Genomic DNA, 16117 nt, shown 5'->3' on the forward strand with positions numbered 1-16117 from the left:
CGATTGTTTCGGCCGCGTGAAACGTCCCGGTATCGTCGGCCTCCTGGTGGCTTTTTTGCTGCACGCCCTCGAGGCTGCGGCGGCCGGCGGCGCCCATATCGTCGACGATTCCGAGGTCGAGACGCCCGGCACCTGCCACCTGGAGACGTGGGTGACCCGGTTCGTACCGGGCGAGGGCTATTTCAACCTGTCGCCGGTGTGCACGGCCGAACGCCTGCCGCGGCTCGAATTCGGCGCCGCCTTCCAGCACTACTGGGACCAGACCACCCAGGCACCGCTCCTTGGGCCGGCGGTGAAGCTGAATTTCCAGCCGGAATCGACCGGTGTCGGCGTCGGACTGGGCTTCAACGCCGGGGTCAGCCTGAGCACGGGCGATCTCGGTTTCTCGCAGCTCGTCATGCTGGTGACCCTGCCGCTCGACGAGAAGGTGAGGTTCAACCTCAATGCCGGCTGGAGCTACCTGAAGAGCGACCATCCCGACGCCCTGTTCTACGGCGCCCAGGTCGAGGCAAAGGTCGGCTGGGACCTCACCCTCATGCTCGAAGTGTTCGGCCGGGCCCCCAACGGCGTCGCCGGCACCCAGCTCGGCCTGCGCTACACGCCGAAGGACGGGCCGATCGACTTCGACTTTCTCGCCGGCAGCTTCTTCGACACCTCCAGCTCGCGCTTCTTCACGGTCGGCGTCACCGTCCGCTACTGAGCCGGTGCCTCGACGGAGCGCGGCACCGGGAAGCGCAGCCGGCACCGGAAGCCATGCGCCGCGTAGTCCGAGTCGAACTGGGCATTGAGCTGGCGGACGCTGCCGGCCAGCAGCCGGCTGCCGAACCCGCGGCTGGCCGGCGGCACGACGGGCGGACCGTCCTCCTCCTGCCAGCGCAGATCGACCGCGATCCCCGCGCGCTCCTCGCGCACCTCCCAGGCGATGGACAGGTGGCCCGCCTCGTTCGACAGCGCGCCGTACTTGGCGGCATTGGTCGCCAGCTCGTGCAGCATCAGGCTGAGCGTGATGGTGCCGCTGGCCGGGATGCGGACCGGCGGGCCGGCGATCCGAATCCGCCCCGCCTCCGCCATGAACGGCTCCAGCGCCGCCGATACGATCTCCTGGAGCGGCGCGCCCTGCCAGGATTCGTTCGTCAGCAGGCTGTGCGCCCGCGCCAGCGAGGCCAGCCGCTCGGCGAAGGCATCGTTGAAGTCGGCCGGGTCGGGCCGCGTCCGCAGCGTCTGCTGGGCCAGCGCCTGGACGATCGACAGGGTGTTCTTGACGCGATGGTTCAGCTCGTCGAACAGCAGGCGCTGGCGCTGCTCGGCGTCCTTCAGGGCGGTGATGTCGAGCACCACCCCGACCACGTTCAGCGCCTGGCCGTCAGCGTCGCGGATGACGCGGCCGCGGTCCATCACCCAACGCACCTGGCCGTCGGGCCGCAGGATGCGGTAGTCGAGCTGGTAGCGGTCGCCGCCGCCGTCGAGGATCGCGCGCTTGCGCTCGCGCGTCGCCTCGCGGTCGTCGGGATGGACGAAGCCGAGGCCGCCTTCGAACGTCGCCGACGCGGCCTCGGGTCCGGCACCCAGGATCTCCAGGAACTGCGGAGAGCGGTGGGTGCGATCGTGCACGACGTCGTACTCGTGGACGCCGAACTGCGCGGCCTCGGCGGCCGTGCGCAGCTGCTCCTCGTTGCGGCGCAGGGCCGCCGATCGCGCGTCGAGCTCCTGCCGGGCCCGCCGCAGGGCGTCATTGACGGCGTCGATCTCCGTGATGCGGGACGGGCCGATGGACAGCGGCTCGCCGCGGCCCAGCGCCAGCGCCGCCTGGCGCGCCGCGACCAGCGGCCGCGTCAGGCCCCGTCCGAACAGGAAGGCCAGGCCCACCACCAGCCCGCTGACGGCCAGGATGGTGGCGCCCCAGAGCCAGACCGAGGCCGCCAGCTGCTCGTCGATCTGCGACGCCGCCACGGTGACGGCGATCCCCCAACCCGCCAGCCCGGTGTGGCCGACGGCCGCCAGCACCTTCTCGCCGTCGATGTCGGCGGTGCGTATCACCCGTTCCGGCGTCTGGTCGACGAGGCGCGGCGGCACCGCTGTGCCCAGGAGGCGCGCATGGTCGCGGGTGCGGGCCATGACGATGCCGCGGCTGTCCCAGATCGTCGCCGACCATTGCGGCGGCAGGCCCTGGCTCTGCAGCAGGTCGCGCAGGTCCTCCGGCAGCAGGCCGAGGCTCATGACGAAGCGCAGGTCGTCGCCGCGACGCACCGGGATCGACACGTTGTAGACGGGTTGCCTGACCACGAGGCTGGTGAACAGGTCGGACACGACCGGGCGGCCGGTGTCCCGCATCCGCTTCACCGTCTCCGGATTGCCGGTCATCGCCGGCTCCCCGCCGAACGGCACAAAGGTGTTCACCAGCTGCCGGCCCTCGATGTCGACCAGCACGAGAAAGGCACGGCCTTGGAGGCTTTCCCTGGCCTGGCGGTAGAAGGCCGGCCAATCCTCCGCCACCAGAAGCGGCGAGGTCGACAGCGTCTCGAGGACGGACACGCGCCGGTCGATGTCGCGGTCGACGTCGGCGACCAGCCCTTCCAGCACCTGGCTGACGCGCTGCTTGGTCTGTTGGTCCTCGAGAGTCACCGACCGGTAGAGCAGCATGCCGACCAGCAGCAGCAGCGGCAGGGCGACGATCGCGGCCAGCGCCGTCAGGTGCGCCGCCGCCGGGAAGCTGCGGGCCGTCCGGCCGTTGCCCGCGTCGGCCATCAGGAGCGTCCGGGCAGCGAAGCCGCCAGCGCCTCGTGGAGGTCGCGCGTCCGGTAGGGCTTGGCGATCACCCGGCGCTCGCGGTGCCGGTCCGGCGCGGCCGACGGCCCATAGCCGGTGGCGAACACGAAGGGCACGCCGCGCGCGGCCAGCAGGTCGGCCACCGGATCGACGCGGTCGCCGGCGATATTGACGTCGAGGATCGCGATGTCGAACGCCAGCGCCTCAGCCTTGCCCAGCGCCTCGGGCACCCGCATCGCGCTGGCGACGATTTCGCAGCCAAGATCGGCCAGCATGTCCTCGAGGGCAAAGAGGATCAGCGGCTCGTCCTCGACGATGAAAACGCGCATGCCGGCCACGGACAACTCGATCTCCCTCAAGGCCGCGCCGTCGGGAGGGCAGCCGCCCATCGCGATCCTATCGGCAGGGCGCCGACCGCGACAACCGGGACCGTTACTTCTTGTCGAAGTGCCAGGCGCCCGTCCAGCCGGGCGGCGTGCCGTCGCGCAGGAAGGCCTCGCACCGCCCGATGAAGAGCGCGCAGGGCGCATCCTCCGGCCGCAGCGTCGCGGCAGCGCGGAAGGCCGACCGGGCGTCCTCGAAACGGCCGGCCCGGTAGGCCTCGGACGCCTCGCGCCAGCGGTCGAGGAAGGCCGCGTCCTCGCCGTTTCCGTCGAGCTCGCCCATCGGCTCGTAGATCTCCATCTCCTCGGTCGTGCCGGCCGCCACGATGCGGTCGATGTGGCGCCACACGAATTGATCGCCAGCGATCGCCGCCACCTCGCCGCTGGCCAGCACCTCCGTGCCGTAGACCTTGTTCAGCCCCTCCAGCCGCGAGGCCTGGTTGGCGACCGCGCCGACCAGCGTGTAGTTGATGCGCTCGCGCGCGCCGACATTGCCGACCACCGCCGGACCGGTATGGAGGCCGAAGCGGGTGCGGAAGCCCGGCCGCCCGCGACCCCTCCATTTCTCGGACAGGGCGCGACTCGCCGCCGAGGCCTGCAGGGCGGCGCGGCAGGCATTGACGACATGGTCGGGATCGGGCTCCGGCGCGTTCCAGAACGCCATGATGCTGTCGCCGATATACTTGTCGATGGTGCCGCGGTTGACGAGGATCGCCGAGCCCAACACGTCGAAGTAGCGCGACAGTCGGCTGGTCAGGAGCTCGGGCTCCATGCTCTCGCTGAGCAGCGAGAAGCCCTCGATGTCGGAGAACATGACCGTGATCTCGCGTCGCGTGCCGCCGACGCCTGCCGATTCGGGCGAGCGCATGATCTGGTGGACCAGGTTCTTCGACACATAGCGGCCGAACACTTCCAACCCTTCGCGCATGCGCTCGATCGAATCGGACAGGCGCACGATCTCGGTGATTCGGCTGTCGACCGGCGTGCGGTCGGAGAAGTCGAGGCTGCGGATGCTTTCGGTCTTGACCGCGATGCGCGAGATCGAGCGTGACAGCAGCAGCGACGCGAGCAGCGTGCCGATGACGGCCAGCGTCACCGCGATCGCCGCCGCGATGGTGGCGCGGCGCACCAGGGCCTGCGAATCGGCCGTGAGCTCGACCAGCGGGACCGCGGCGGCCACCCTGAAGCTCTCGCCGAAGGTCTCGGGCATCGCATGCACCAAGAGCTGGTAGACGCGGCCGCCCAGCGGCATCACGCGCTCGAGACGCTCGCCCTTGCTCCCTTGCGCGATCGTCTCGCGCATCGCCGAGCGCACTGCATCCTCGCCAGGGAGGCACGCCGTCTTCTCGATTCGGCAGGCCTCCGATTCCATGAAGACCTTGCCGGTGCCGCTGGCCACCATGATGATGGAGTTCGGGGTGATCCTGTACTGGTCGAGCAGCCGCGTCAGCGTGTCGATCGTGAAATCGAAGCCGATCACCCCCTCAAGCCCCATGGGCACCCCGGCCGAGACGCCGATCGTGTTCATGAAGGCGAAGGCGTAGGGCTCGGTGAGGACCGGCCGCTTCTCCCGCCGGGCATCGATGAACCACGGCCGGCGGCGCGGATCGTAGTCCGTCGTGCGGCGGCGCGGCGGCGTCCAGCTTCCGTCTTCGAGCTCGAACCACCAGGTCTCCCGTCGCGCCGACCCGTCCGCCGCCGCCGTGCGCAGCAGGAAGGTGGCGCCGTCGGGGACGTCGTAGTCCAGCCGCTGCTGCGGCGACATGAACTCCGTCTCGCCGGCATAGAGGAAGTCGCCGTTGTCGTAGCCGACATAAGCCGCCGAAATCGCCGGAAAGCGCCCGACAATCAGCGCCAGCTGGCGCAGCTTGGCATCCGGCGAGTCGACGCCGCTGTCGCGCTTGAACTCCGGCGTGTCGGCCAGCGTCGTGCCCACGGCCACGACGAGGCGCAGGCCCGACACAAGGGTGCCCTCCATCGCATTGTCGAGCGCCGCCATGCGATGGCTGACGTTTCTCATCTCGAGCTGGTCGACCGCCCGCCAGCCGAGCAGCAGCAGCGCGGCCGCCAGCGGCACGATGATCAGCCCCATCAGCGTCAGCAGCGTGACGCTGAAAGGGATCGAGCGCCGCTCGCGCTTCATGCCGCCGCGGAGATCGCTCGCGCGGACAGCGGCTAGCTCCTGACGGCCATCCACTTGCAGCCGAGGTTCTTCTCGGTGACCGTGAGCGTCGGCGGGCTGGCCGCGAGGTCGGCGACGAGGTGCAGGTGCAGGCGACCTTGCGCGTAATCGGTCTCGAAGACGTTGGGCTTCGTCGCCTTGAGCTTGGTGTTGACGCCGCCGGGCGAGGTCAGCTCCGCCTCGCCGCCGGCAACGGTCAGCGTGTGCTCGCGGGTGAACTGCGGATCGGCCGCGATGCAGCCCTGGATGTTGCCAGGCTGAGCGGCCAGCCGGAACTTGACCGACTGCTGTGCCGACGCAACGGCGGGCAGCAGGCCCAGGACGGCGAGGCAGGCGAGGCGGCGGGCGAGGTTCATGACGGCTCCTTCAGTGGCCGGGGATGGCCGGTTCACTGTACCGTCCCCGGCGCGCGGCGTCAGTCCTCGCGACCGAGGGCGCCGTAGGCGAGGCCGGCGATGGCACCGCCGACCAGAGGCGCCAGCCAGAACAGCCACAGCTGCTGCAGGGCCGCCCCGCCGACGAACAACGCCGGCGCCGTGCTGCGGGCGGGGTTCACCGACGTGTTGGTGACGGGGATGCTGATCAGATGGATCAGCGTCAGCGTGAGGCCGATGGCGAGCGGTGCGGCGCCGACGAAGGCCATGGCCCGCTTGTCGGTGACGCCCAGGATCACGGTGACGAAGAAGAAGGTCATGACGACCTCGCAGACGACGGCCGCCAGGAGACCATATTTGCCGGGCGAGTGCTCGCCGTAGCCGTTGGTCGCGAAGCTGCCGATCTCGGCACCGGCCCGGCCGGTCGCCACGACGTAGAGGATCGCCGCTCCGACGATGCCGCCCACGACCTGGACGACGACATAGGGCACGACATCGCGCCAGGGAAAGCGCCGGGCGCAGGCCAGACCCACGGTGATCGCCGGATTGAAGTGCGCGCCCGACACCGGAGCGACCGCGTACGCCATGGTCACGACGGTGAGGCCGAAGGCGAGCGCCACGCCGGCGAAGCCGATCCCGAGCTGCGGAAAGGCCGCGGCGAGGACGGCGCTGCCGCATCCGCCGAGCACCAGCCAGGCGGTCCCGAGAAACTCGGCATAGAGACGATTGGCTGTGGGCATTGTCGTTTCCCCCGATTGGAGCGCGCGGCGCGCGCCCGCTGGGAGTTTAGCACACCGCACGCAAACATCGGCTGTGGCCGCGCGGTGGGAAACTTGTTGCACCGCACAACGAAGCGTCACGCGAACGCAACCTATCCTTCATCGTCGGTCCCTAGCGTTGCCGCCCTCTTCCTGAGGGAGCCCGTGCACATGTTCCTGCGTCGTCGCCGTCTGATCGCCACCACCGGACTCGCTGCGGCGAGCCTCGGCCTGCCACGCATCGCCATCGGCCAGTCCAACGACCGGCCCAGCATCACCATCGCGGTGCAGCAGATCGCCAACAGCGCCTCCCTGGAGCCGTTGCGCGAGCAGTCGAACGTCGGCCAGCGGGTCTTCTCGTTCCTGTTCGAGCCGCTGATCATGCAGAACCTGCTGGGCAAGCTCGAATCGAAGCCCGGCCTGGCCGAGAGCTGGAAGCGGATCGACGAGCGCACGGTCGAGTTCACCCTGCGCAAGGGCGTGAAGTTCCACAACGGCGACGAGATGACGGCCGACGACGTGGTCTTCACCTTCAGCCGCGACCGCATGTTCGGCCCGGACTACGACATCACGTCCAACAAGACGCTGTTCACCTCGGTGCTGGTGCGCGATTCGGTCGAAGGCAAGAAGCTGCCCCCGGAGGTTCCGGCCGTCGCCAAGCGCCTGCTGCCGGCGCTCGAAAAGGTCGAGGCGATCGACAAGTACACGGTCCGCTTCACCAACCGCACGCCCGACGTCACCCTGGAAGGGCGGCTGGGCCGCATGGGCAGCGACATCATCTCGCGCCGCGGCTTCGAGGAGGCCAAGACCTGGCTCGACTGGTCGCGCGCGCCGGTCGCCACCGGCCCCTACAAGGTGCGCGAGTTCGTGCCCGACCAGTCGCTGACGATGGACGCCCACGACGACTACTGGGGCGGCCGTCCGCCGATCAAGAGCGTGAAGATGGTGGTCGTGCCCGAGGTCGCGACTCGCATCAACGGCCTGCTGGCCGGCCAGTTCGACTTCATCTGCGACGTGCCGCCGGACCAGATCCCCGGCATCGAGAAGAACCCGAAGTTCGAGGTGCTGGGCAGCACCATCGTCAATCATCGCCTGACGGTGTTCGACAAGAACCATCCGCAGCTCGCCGATCCGCGCGTGCGCCAGGCCTTCACGCATGCCATCGACCGCCAGGCGATCGTCGACGCGTTGTGGTCGGGCCGCACCCGCGTGCCGGCCGGGCTGCAGTGGGAATTCTACGGGCCGATGTTCATCGAGAACTGGACGGTGCCGGCCTACGACCTCGCCAAGGCCAAGGAACTGCTCAAGGCCGCCAACTACAAGGGCGATCCGATCCCCTATCGCCTGCTCAACAACTACTACACGAACCAGGTGGCGACGGCGCAGGTGCTGGTCGAGATGTGGCGCCAGGCCGGACTCAACGTCCAGATCGAGATGAAGGAGAACTGGCAGCAGATCTTCGATGCCGGCAGCCCGCGCGCCGTGCGCGACTGGTCCAACAGCGCCGGCTTCAACGACCCGATCTCCTCGATCGTCGCCCAGCACGGGCCGCAGGGCCAGCAGCAGCAGGTCGGCGAATGGACGAACGAGGAGATGAACAAGCTCTCCGTCGCCCTGGAGATCGAGACCGACATGCAGAAGCGCAAGGCGATGTTCAAGCGCATGCTCGAGATCTGCGAGCGCGAGGATCCCGCCTTCACCGTGCTGCACCAGAACGCGACCTTTACCGCCAAGCGCAAGGACATCCGCTGGAAGGCCTCGCCCTCCTTCGCGATGGAGTTCCGCGCCAGCAACTTCGCCAGCAACTGAGCCGGCCGCCATGGCCGCCCCGTTGGTCGAGATCGCCGGCCTCACCGTCGATTTCGCGAAGGACGACCGCAGTGCGCGGGCGGTCGACGGCGTCGACCTCGCCGTCGCGCCCGGCCAGGCGCTGGGCATCGTCGGCGAATCGGGATCCGGCAAGAGCGTGACGTGGCTCGCCGCGCTCGGGCTCCTGCCGGCACGCGCCCGCGTCGGCGGCTCGGTGCGCCTCGAGGGCTCCGAGCTGGTCGGGGCGCCACGGCGGGCGCTGGAGACGGTGCGCGGCAAGCGCATCGCCATGATCTTCCAGGATCCGTCGAGCTGCCTGAATCCGGTGCACCGGATCGGCTGGCAGCTCGGCGAGGCGCTGCGGCTCCATCGCGGCCTCGGCGCCGCGGCCGCCCGGGCCGAGGCGCTGCGGCTGCTCGACCAGGTCGGCATCGCCGACGCCAGACGCCGGCTCGGCGACTATCCGCACCAGCTCTCGGGCGGTCTGAACCAGCGCGTGATGATCGCCATGGCACTGGCCGGCCAGCCCGACCTGCTGGTGGCCGACGAGCCGACGACGGCGCTCGATGCCACGATCCAGGCGCAGATCCTGGCGCTGCTGGGCGCGATCCGCCGCGACACCGGCATGGCGCTGGTCCTGATCAGCCACGACCTCGGCGTGGTGGCCGAGAATGTCGACCGTGTCGCCGTCATGTATGCCGGCCGACTGGTCGAGGAGGCGCCGGGCCGCGACCTCTTCGCCGCGCCGCGACACCCCTATACCCAGGGCCTGCTGGCGGCGTTGCCGCCGCTCACCGGACCACGGCGGCGCCTGACAGCCATTCCGGGCACAGTCCCCGAGCCGGGCAAGGCGCCGGCCGGCTGCTCCTTCGCGCCGCGCTGCCCGACGGCCCGCACGCGCTGCCTCGCCGAGCCGCCGGCCAGCCGGCCGGTCGGCTTCCTGCACCGCGTGGCCTGCCACTACCCCAGCGACGAGGGCCTGTCGGCCTGGACGCTGCCGAAGGCCGCGGAATGACCACTTCAGCGGACCGCGGACCTCCAGGTCCGCTCATGCATCTCAGGCTCCTTCCTCCGTTGGGAGGAAAAACTACACATGAGCGGACCTGGAGGTCCGCGCTCCGATGAGCCCCCTCCTCGAAGCCGTCGATCTGCGGCGCCACTACCGGGTGCGGACCGGGCGTGGGCCGTTCGGTACCAAGGCGCTGCTGCGCGCCGTCGACGGCGTGTCGCTACAGCTCTCGGCCGGCCGCACGCTGGGCCTGGTCGGCGAATCGGGTTGCGGCAAGTCGACGACCGGGAAGCTGGTGCTGGGCCTGATCCCGCCCAGCGCCGGCACGGTCCGTTACGGCGGCGGCGACATGCCCGCCACCGGCAGCTCGGCCTGGCGCGCCCTGCGCCGGCGCATCCAGATGGTGTTCCAGGATCCGCTGGGGGCGCTCGACCGGCGCCTTCCGGTCGGCGTCCAGATCATGGAGCCGCTCGCCATCCACAGCGAGCAGGCACCGGCCGAGCGGCGCGAGCGCGCGCGGGCGGTCATGGATGCGGTCGGCCTGCAGGGCCACCAGTTCGACCGCTACCCGCACGAGCTGAGCGGCGGCCAGCGCCAGCGTGTCGTGCTGGCCCGCGCCCTGATCACCGAGCCCGACCTGCTGGTCTGCGACGAGCCGATCTCGGCGCTCGACGTGTCGATCCAGGCGCAGGTGGTGAACCTGCTGCTCGACCTGCAGGAGCGACTGGGCATCGCCTACCTGTTCATCAGCCACGATCTCAAGGTCGTGCGCCAGGTGAGCCACGACGTGGCCGTGATGTATCTCGGCCGCATCGTCGAGCAGGGCGAGGCCGAGAGCCTGTTCGCCGAGCCGGCGCATCCCTACACCCGCGCGCTGGTCTCGGCGATCCCGTCGGTCGGCGAACGCCGCGAGCGTCTGCTGCTGCAGGGCGATCCGCCCAACCCGGTCGACGTGCCGGCCGGCTGTGCCTTCCACACGCGCTGTCCCTTCGCTGTCGCGGCCTGCCGCAGCCAGACGCCGCCACTGCGCGCGCGGCCCGACGGCCGGCTGGTCGCCTGCCTGCGCGCCGACGAACCGGCCTTGGAGGCCGCCGCCTGATGCTCCTGTTCGCCGCCTCCCGCCTGCTGCGCGCCGCGCTCACCATCCTGTTCGTGATGACCTTCGCCTTCGTGGTGCTGCGCCTGTCGGGCGACCCGGCGCTGCTCATCATGTCCGTCGACGCGCCACCCGAGGCGATCAAGGCGTTCCGCACCGCCTGGGGCCTCGATCAGCCGATCTGGGACCAGTACCTCGCCTATGTCGGTCACGCGTTCGCCGGCGATTTCGGCAAGTCGATGCGCGACGGGCGGCCGGCGATGGACCTGGTCATGGAACGGGTGCCCGCCACGCTCGCCATCACCCTGCCGGCGCTGGCGCTGAAGATCGGGCTCGGCATCCCGGCCGGCATCTACGCCGCCCTGCACCGCAACTCGATCGCCGACCGGCTCACCATGGCCGTGTCGGTCGCGGGCTTCACCATGCCGAGCTTCGTGCTGGCGCTTCTCCTGGTGCTGGTCTTCTCCGTCAATCTCGGGTGGCTGCCGGCCAGCGGCGCGGACCATCCGGTCAACGCCATCCTGCCCATCGTCACCCTGGGCGCCGGTGGTGCCGCCATCATGGCGCGCTTCACCCGCTCGGCGATGCTCGAGGTCATGGGGCAGCCCTACATCCGCGCCGCCTCGGCCAAGGGCGTGCAGTGGCGGCGCGTCGTGTCGCGCCATGCCCTGCCCAATGCCGCCATCCCCACCGTCACCATCATCGGCTTCATGATCGGCAGCCTGGTCGCCGGCGCCGTGGTCGTGGAGAGCGTGTTCGCCTGGCCCGGCATCGGCCGCCTGCTGGTCTCGGCCGTCGCCAACCGCGACCTCGCCGTCGTGCAGTGCCTGCTGATGGTGATCGCGAGCTGGATGGTGCTGGCCAACTTCACCGTCGACATGGCCTATGGCTGGCTCGATCCGCGCGTGCGCAGCGCCACGGCGGGACACTGACCATGGCCGTGCGCGACGCCCTTCCCGCCGCCCTGCCGGCCTCGCCGATCGCCGCGATCGGCCGGCGGCTGGCCCGCATCCCCTTCGGCGTCGGTCTGGCGGCGGCGTGGCTGCTGCTGATGGCCGTGTGCGCCGTCGGCGCCGACCTGATCAGGCCCTACTCGATCACCGCCTTCGACCTCAAGGCGCGGCTGGCGCCGCCGCTCCTGTTCGGCGGCACGCCGGCCCATCCGCTGGGCACCGACGAGCTCGGCCGCGACGTGCTTTCGCGCCTCATCATGTCGATCCGCATGAGCCTGCTGATCGCCCTGTTCGGCACGCTGATCGCCGCCAGCCTGGGCACCGCGCTCGGCATCCTGGCGGCGCATTTCCGCCGCTTCGTCGAGACGCTGATCCTGATGGCGATCGACTTCCAGGCCAGCATGCCCTTCATGATCATCGCGCTCTCGGTGCTGGCCTTCTTCGGCAACAGCCTGCCGCTGTTCGTCGCGCTGATGGGCTTCCACTCCTGGGAGCGCTACGCCCGCATCACGCGCGGCCTCACCCTGGCTGCCAACGAACAGGGCTATGCCGCCGCGGTGCGCCAGCTCGGCGCCGGACCGGGCCGCATCTACGGCCTGCACATCCTGCCCAACATCGCCTCGACCCTGATCGTGTCGATGACGCTCACCTTCCCCGAGATCATCCTGCTCGAATCGGGCCTGTCTTTCCTCGGGCTCGGCGTGCAGCCGCCGCTGAGTTCGCTCGGCAACATGGTCGGCTACGGCCGCGAGTACATCACGCGGGCGCCGTGGATCATGCTGGCGCCCGCCACCGTGATCGTGCTCACGACGCTCTCGATCAGCCTGCTCGGCGACTGGCTGCGCGACCGGCTCGACCCGACTTTGCGCTGAGGGTCCTCAGCCCTTGGGCAGGATGTTGTAGTTCCGGCGCACCTCGTCGACCGGCCGCTCGATGTCGGCCCAGTAGTCCCACCGGTCGGTCAGGTCCTTGTTGACCTGGGAGCCGCGCTCGATGGCGGCGAACATCCTCTCGGCGACGCCGGGCTTGCCCAGCACGCCCACGGTCGTGAAGCCTTCCTTGCTGGGACGCATGTTGACGCCGCTGCTGAAGACCAGCTCGGCGAACAGAACCAGATAGAGCGCCCTGGTCCGCTTGAAGCCGGCCGTGAACGACGCGACTTCGACCTCGCCCTCGGGGTCGGTACCGTAGCCGCCCAGCACGTGGCAGAGATCGTGGTAGAGCCCGGCCTCGGGGAAGCCGTTGCGCTCGCCCGGAACGGCGAAGCCGTTCTTGTTGTAGAAGTCGACCAGGGCGCGGCCGAGCGTGCCCTCGGGCAGCTTCTCCCAGGCGCGGTAGCGAGCCGCCAGCGCCGGATCCTCCATCAGGCCGCGCATGCCGAGGATGCTCTTGGCGAAGCCCAGCGGCCCCTTGAGCGCGAGCTGGTCCTTCATGATGTCGGCGATGTGGCCGCGGCGCAGGAAGTCGAGCTTGAAGATCAGCATGTGGCCGTCGGCGAGCAGCCTGAGGTCGGCCAGCTCGGGCGGGGCGATGCCCAGCGCCTTCGCATAGGCCTCGACCTGCGCCAGCGTCTTCTCGGTCGGCACGCCGTCGGCCAGCGCCATCACCAGCATGCCGTTGGTGAACTGCTGGCGCAGCTCGGGCGAGGGGAAGCCGGCGGCGAGATCGGCGGGAGTCACGGGCTGAAGGCTGTCGATGTCGGCATCGACATGGAGGACGACCTTCTTGACCGCTTCCATCAGGGCCCGTCGGGACGGGCCGATCTCGCCGTCGTCGGTCCGGGCAATCGTCTTCATGGCACGCAGGCCGAGCAGGGCGGCCGTCGGATCAGGCTGATGCAGACGCATGCTTTCCCTCCGCTCGCTGCAAGTCAACGAGTGTTGACTTAAGCGCGATGATTGCCATTGTCAACGGTTGTTGGCATTAATTTCCGATGGCAGAGGCGCCAGCCCGGACGGCCAAGTCGCAGCGGACCCGAGCGGCCATTCTCAAGGCGGCGCAGGACCTTTTTGCCCGGCAGGGCTACGAGCGGACGACGGTGCGCGACATCGCCGCCGGAGCCTCGATCGATCCGGCGATGGTGATCCGTTACTTCGGCAGCAAGGAAGGGCTGTTCACCGCAGCCACGGCCTTCGACCTCCGGCTGCCCGACCTCTCGGCCATCGAGCGGTCGCAGTGGGGCGCGACCCTGATGCGTCACTTCGTCGACATGTGGGAGGGCTCGCTCAGCACCGGCAGCCTGGTCATCCTGCTGCGCGCCTCCGCGTCAAACGAGGAGGCGGCCGACCAGACGCGGCGAATTTTCCTGGGCCAGGTCGTGCCGATGCTGGCGCAGGTGGTCCCGCCGGCCGAGCTGCCGGTGCGCGCCGGCCTGGTCGCCAGCCAGATCCTCGGCCTCGCCTTCGGCCGCTACGTGCTGAAGGTGCCGCCGCTGGTCATGATGCAGCCGCCGCAACTCGTGGCGCTGATCGGGCCGACCCTGCAGCGCTACATCGACGGCGAGGTCCCTCAGCCAGCCGGTCAGCAGACGCGGTAGCGCTCGACGGCGTCGCGGTCGAGCTCGACGCCGAGGCCGGGCCCGTCGGGCAGCAGCACGTGCCCCGCCTCCAGTCGCAGCGGCGTCTTCAGCAGGCCGGTGCGCAGCGCATTGTCGCTCATATCGTATTCCAGCATCAGCGGCGCCGGCGGATGGTCGGTGTGCGGCGTGTCGGGCAGCGACGCGATGAACTGGCAGGCCGCGGCCAGGCCGATCGCGCCGCCCCAGACGTGCGGCGCCACCCTGAGGTTCTGCGCCTGGGCCAGCGTCGCGATGCGGCGCGCCTCGGTCAGCCCCCCGGTGCCGGGGATCGAGGGCTGCACGATGTCGACGCAGCGTCCGTCGATCAGGGCGCGGAAGTCGCGCACCGTGTGGTGCGCCTCGCCGGCGGCGATCGGGATCGGCGAGCGCAGCCTGAGCTCGGCATAGCCGCGCAGGTCGCCGGGCGGCAGCGGCTCCTCGACCCAGTGGATGTCCCACGGCTCGATGGCGCGCGCGCAGGCCAGCGCCAGGTCGGCGGTGTAGGCGCCATTGATGTCGACCATCAGCAGCCTGTCGGGACCGAGCGCCTCGCGGGCGCGGCGTACCCGCGCCACGTCGTCCCGGATGCCGCGGCCGATCTTGATCTTGGCCCCGGCATAGGGATGGGCCGCCGCCTCGGCCAGCATGTGGTCGAGCTGGCGGTCGGGATCGTCGGAGAAGAAGCCGGTCGAGGCGTAGGCCGGGAAGCGCGTGCGGCCGCAGCCGCCGATCAGGTCGCAGACCCGCACGCCGAAGCCGCGCGCGATCGCGTCCCACAGCGCGACGTTGATGGCCGCGAGGCACGCCGTGAGCTGGTTGCCCACGCCGAGATGGTACATCGCGTTGCGCACGCGCGCCTCGACATGATCGAAATCGAAGATGCTGCGGCCGGCGAACAGCGGCTCGATCATGCGAAAGTATTCGAGGGTGACCCGCGGATTGCCGAACGCCTCGCCGACACCGGTCACGCCGGCGTCGGTCTCGATCTCGACGAGCCCGCCGGGCCGGCGAAAGCCTCCGCCGCGGGACATGCCATAGGCTTTCTCGGGCGCGAACGAATACTCGAGGCCGATGAAGGATATTTTCTCGATCTTTGGCATCGCACCATTGTGCCTCGGCTGATACCTTAGGCAAGGTCTTGGGGGAGGCTTGGACATCCGACCATCGACGATCATCCTGGCAGGGGTGGCGCTGCTCGCCGCCTGCAAGGACGACCGCGCCTCGACGGTACCGCTCACCCGCGTGCGGGCGGTGACCGTCGAGAGGGTCGACTTCGCGCCGTCGCTCACCTTCACCGGCGACATCGAGGCGCGGATCCAGACGGATCTCGCCTTCAAGCTGAGCGGTAAGATCAGCGAGCGGCTCGTGAACGTCGGCGACCATGTCACCAAGGGGCAGGTGCTGGCGCGCCTCGATCCGGAGCAGCAGGAGGCGGACGTCGCCTCGGCCAAGGCGAGCGTTGCATCCGCCCAGGCCATGCTGCGCCAGTCGACGGGCGCCTTCGAGCGCCAGCGTTCGCTGCTCGCCACCGGCAACACGACGCGTCACAACTACGATCAGGCCGAGAGCACGCTGCGCACCAACGAGGGGCAGCTCCGGCAGGCGCAGGCCGATCTCGCGACCGCGCAGGACATGCTGTCCAACACGGAGCTGCGCGCCGACGCCGACGGTGTCATCACCAAGCAGTCTGCGGAGGTCGGCCAGGTCGTTGCCCAGGCGCAGGTCATCTACACGCTGGCGCGCGACGGACCACGCGACGCCGTCTTCAACGTCCACGAGCTGGCGCTCGTGCACCTCGCGGCCGACAAGGGGCTGAAACTTTCACTCGTCTCCGATCCGGCCGTGCAGGCGGTGGGCGACGTGCGCGAGACCTCGCCCGCGGTGGATCCCGGCACGCAGACCGTCAAGGTCAAGGTCGGGCTGCGCCAGACGCCGCCCGAGATGTCGCTCGGGGTGCTGGTCAACGCGCTCGCGCCGGTGACGCCGCGCAAGGTGGTCATGGTGCCGTGGGCGTCGCTGTTCGACATCGCGGGCAAGCCGGCGGTGTGGACGGTCGATCCCGGCGCCGGCACCGTCTCCCTGAAGCCGATCGTGATCGACCGCTACACCCGGCACAGCATCGCCGTCGCGAGCGGCCTGCAGCCCGGCGAGGTCGTGGTGAGCGCCGGCGTCCAGCTGCTGCGGCCGGGGCAGAAGGTCGAGGTCGTGCCGGAGGGCAAGCCATGAGATG

General features: G+C 69.9%; 15 protein-coding genes. 8 read left to right on the forward strand and 7 right to left on the reverse strand.

Going from position 1 to position 16117, the window contains the following annotated elements:
- Positions 1–16: 16 nt before the first annotated feature.
- The gene (locus tag ACO073_RS01650; protein ID WP_421994610.1) at positions 17–700 is read left to right on the forward strand and encodes a hypothetical protein; all 684 of its coding nucleotides are present in this window, start codon (positions 17–19) and stop codon (positions 698–700) included.
- On the opposite strand, the gene ACO073_RS01655 is transcribed toward ACO073_RS01650, so the two are convergent.
- The 5 genes from ACO073_RS01655 to aqpZ all read right to left on the reverse strand — a co-directional run bounded on the left by ACO073_RS01655 (position 694) and on the right by aqpZ (position 6445).
- Positions 694–2745, reverse strand: coding sequence for a sensor histidine kinase (locus ACO073_RS01655; protein ID WP_421994612.1), 2052 nt, complete (start codon positions 2743–2745; stop codon positions 694–696). The two genes, ACO073_RS01650 and ACO073_RS01655, sit on opposite strands and share 7 nt — an antisense overlap.
- Positions 2745–3095: a response regulator gene (locus ACO073_RS01660; protein WP_421994614.1), complete on the reverse strand. Its 351-nt coding sequence runs from the start codon at positions 3093–3095 to the stop codon at positions 2745–2747. Before ACO073_RS01660 ends, ACO073_RS01655 begins: the two co-directional genes overlap by 1 nt.
- Before the next feature lie 103 nt (positions 3096–3198).
- Positions 3199–5292, reverse strand: a complete 2094-nt coding sequence (locus ACO073_RS01665) for an adenylate/guanylate cyclase domain-containing protein (RefSeq protein ID WP_421994616.1) — start codon at positions 5290–5292, stop codon at positions 3199–3201.
- A gap of 32 nt (positions 5293–5324) precedes the next feature.
- On the reverse strand, positions 5325–5687 hold the full coding sequence (locus ACO073_RS01670) for a hypothetical protein (protein ID WP_421994618.1): 363 nt from the start codon (positions 5685–5687) through the stop codon (positions 5325–5327).
- A gap of 59 nt (positions 5688–5746) precedes the next feature.
- Complete coding sequence (gene aqpZ, locus ACO073_RS01675; RefSeq protein WP_421994620.1) at positions 5747–6445, reverse strand: aquaporin Z; 699 nt, start codon at positions 6443–6445, stop codon at positions 5747–5749.
- A 189-nt stretch (positions 6446–6634) separates the two neighbouring features.
- On the opposite strand from aqpZ, the gene ACO073_RS01680 reads away from it, so the two are divergent.
- The 5 genes from ACO073_RS01680 to ACO073_RS01700 all read left to right on the forward strand — a co-directional run bounded on the left by ACO073_RS01680 (position 6635) and on the right by ACO073_RS01700 (position 12202).
- Entirely contained in the window at positions 6635–8272 is a 1638-nt protein-coding gene (locus ACO073_RS01680; protein ID WP_421994622.1) for an ABC transporter substrate-binding protein, read from the forward strand.
- Between the two features lie 10 nt (positions 8273–8282).
- Entirely contained in the window at positions 8283–9287 is a 1005-nt protein-coding gene (locus ACO073_RS01685) for an ABC transporter ATP-binding protein (protein ID WP_421994624.1), read from the forward strand.
- 106 nt (positions 9288–9393) lie between these two features.
- Entirely contained in the window at positions 9394–10380 is a 987-nt protein-coding gene (locus ACO073_RS01690) for an ABC transporter ATP-binding protein (protein ID WP_421994626.1), read from the forward strand.
- Positions 10380–11309, forward strand: coding sequence for an ABC transporter permease (locus ACO073_RS01695; protein WP_421994628.1), 930 nt, complete (start codon positions 10380–10382; stop codon positions 11307–11309). Before ACO073_RS01690 ends, ACO073_RS01695 begins: the two co-directional genes overlap by 1 nt.
- A gap of 2 nt (positions 11310–11311) precedes the next feature.
- Positions 11312–12202 carry an ABC transporter permease gene (locus ACO073_RS01700; protein WP_421994630.1) on the forward strand — a complete coding sequence of 297 codons (891 nt, stop codon included), beginning with the start codon at positions 11312–11314 and terminating at the stop codon, positions 12200–12202.
- Positions 12203–12208: 6 nt separating this feature from the next.
- Here ACO073_RS01700 and ACO073_RS01705 read toward each other — a convergent pair whose 3' ends face one another.
- Positions 12209–13177: a hypothetical protein gene (locus ACO073_RS01705; RefSeq protein WP_421994632.1), complete on the reverse strand. Its 969-nt coding sequence runs from the start codon at positions 13175–13177 to the stop codon at positions 12209–12211.
- Positions 13178–13263: 86 nt separating this feature from the next.
- Here ACO073_RS01705 and ACO073_RS01710 point away from each other — a divergent pair, with 86 nt between their 5' ends.
- A complete protein-coding gene (locus ACO073_RS01710; RefSeq protein WP_421994634.1) occupies positions 13264–13866 on the forward strand; it encodes a TetR family transcriptional regulator in 603 nt (200 codons plus the stop codon).
- Here the strand turns inward: ACO073_RS01710 and ACO073_RS01715 are convergent.
- Positions 13851–14987, reverse strand: coding sequence for a mandelate racemase/muconate lactonizing enzyme family protein (locus ACO073_RS01715; RefSeq protein WP_421994636.1), 1137 nt, complete (start codon positions 14985–14987; stop codon positions 13851–13853). The genes ACO073_RS01710 and ACO073_RS01715 overlap by 16 nt on opposite strands.
- Before the next feature lie 49 nt (positions 14988–15036).
- On the opposite strand from ACO073_RS01715, the gene ACO073_RS01720 reads away from it, so the two are divergent.
- Complete coding sequence (locus ACO073_RS01720; protein WP_421994638.1) at positions 15037–16113, forward strand: efflux RND transporter periplasmic adaptor subunit; 1077 nt, start codon at positions 15037–15039, stop codon at positions 16111–16113.
- Positions 16114–16117 lie beyond the last annotated feature (4 nt).

This window comes from Reyranella sp. (assembly GCF_965229815.1).
Lineage (GTDB): Bacteria > Pseudomonadota > Alphaproteobacteria > Reyranellales > Reyranellaceae > Reyranella.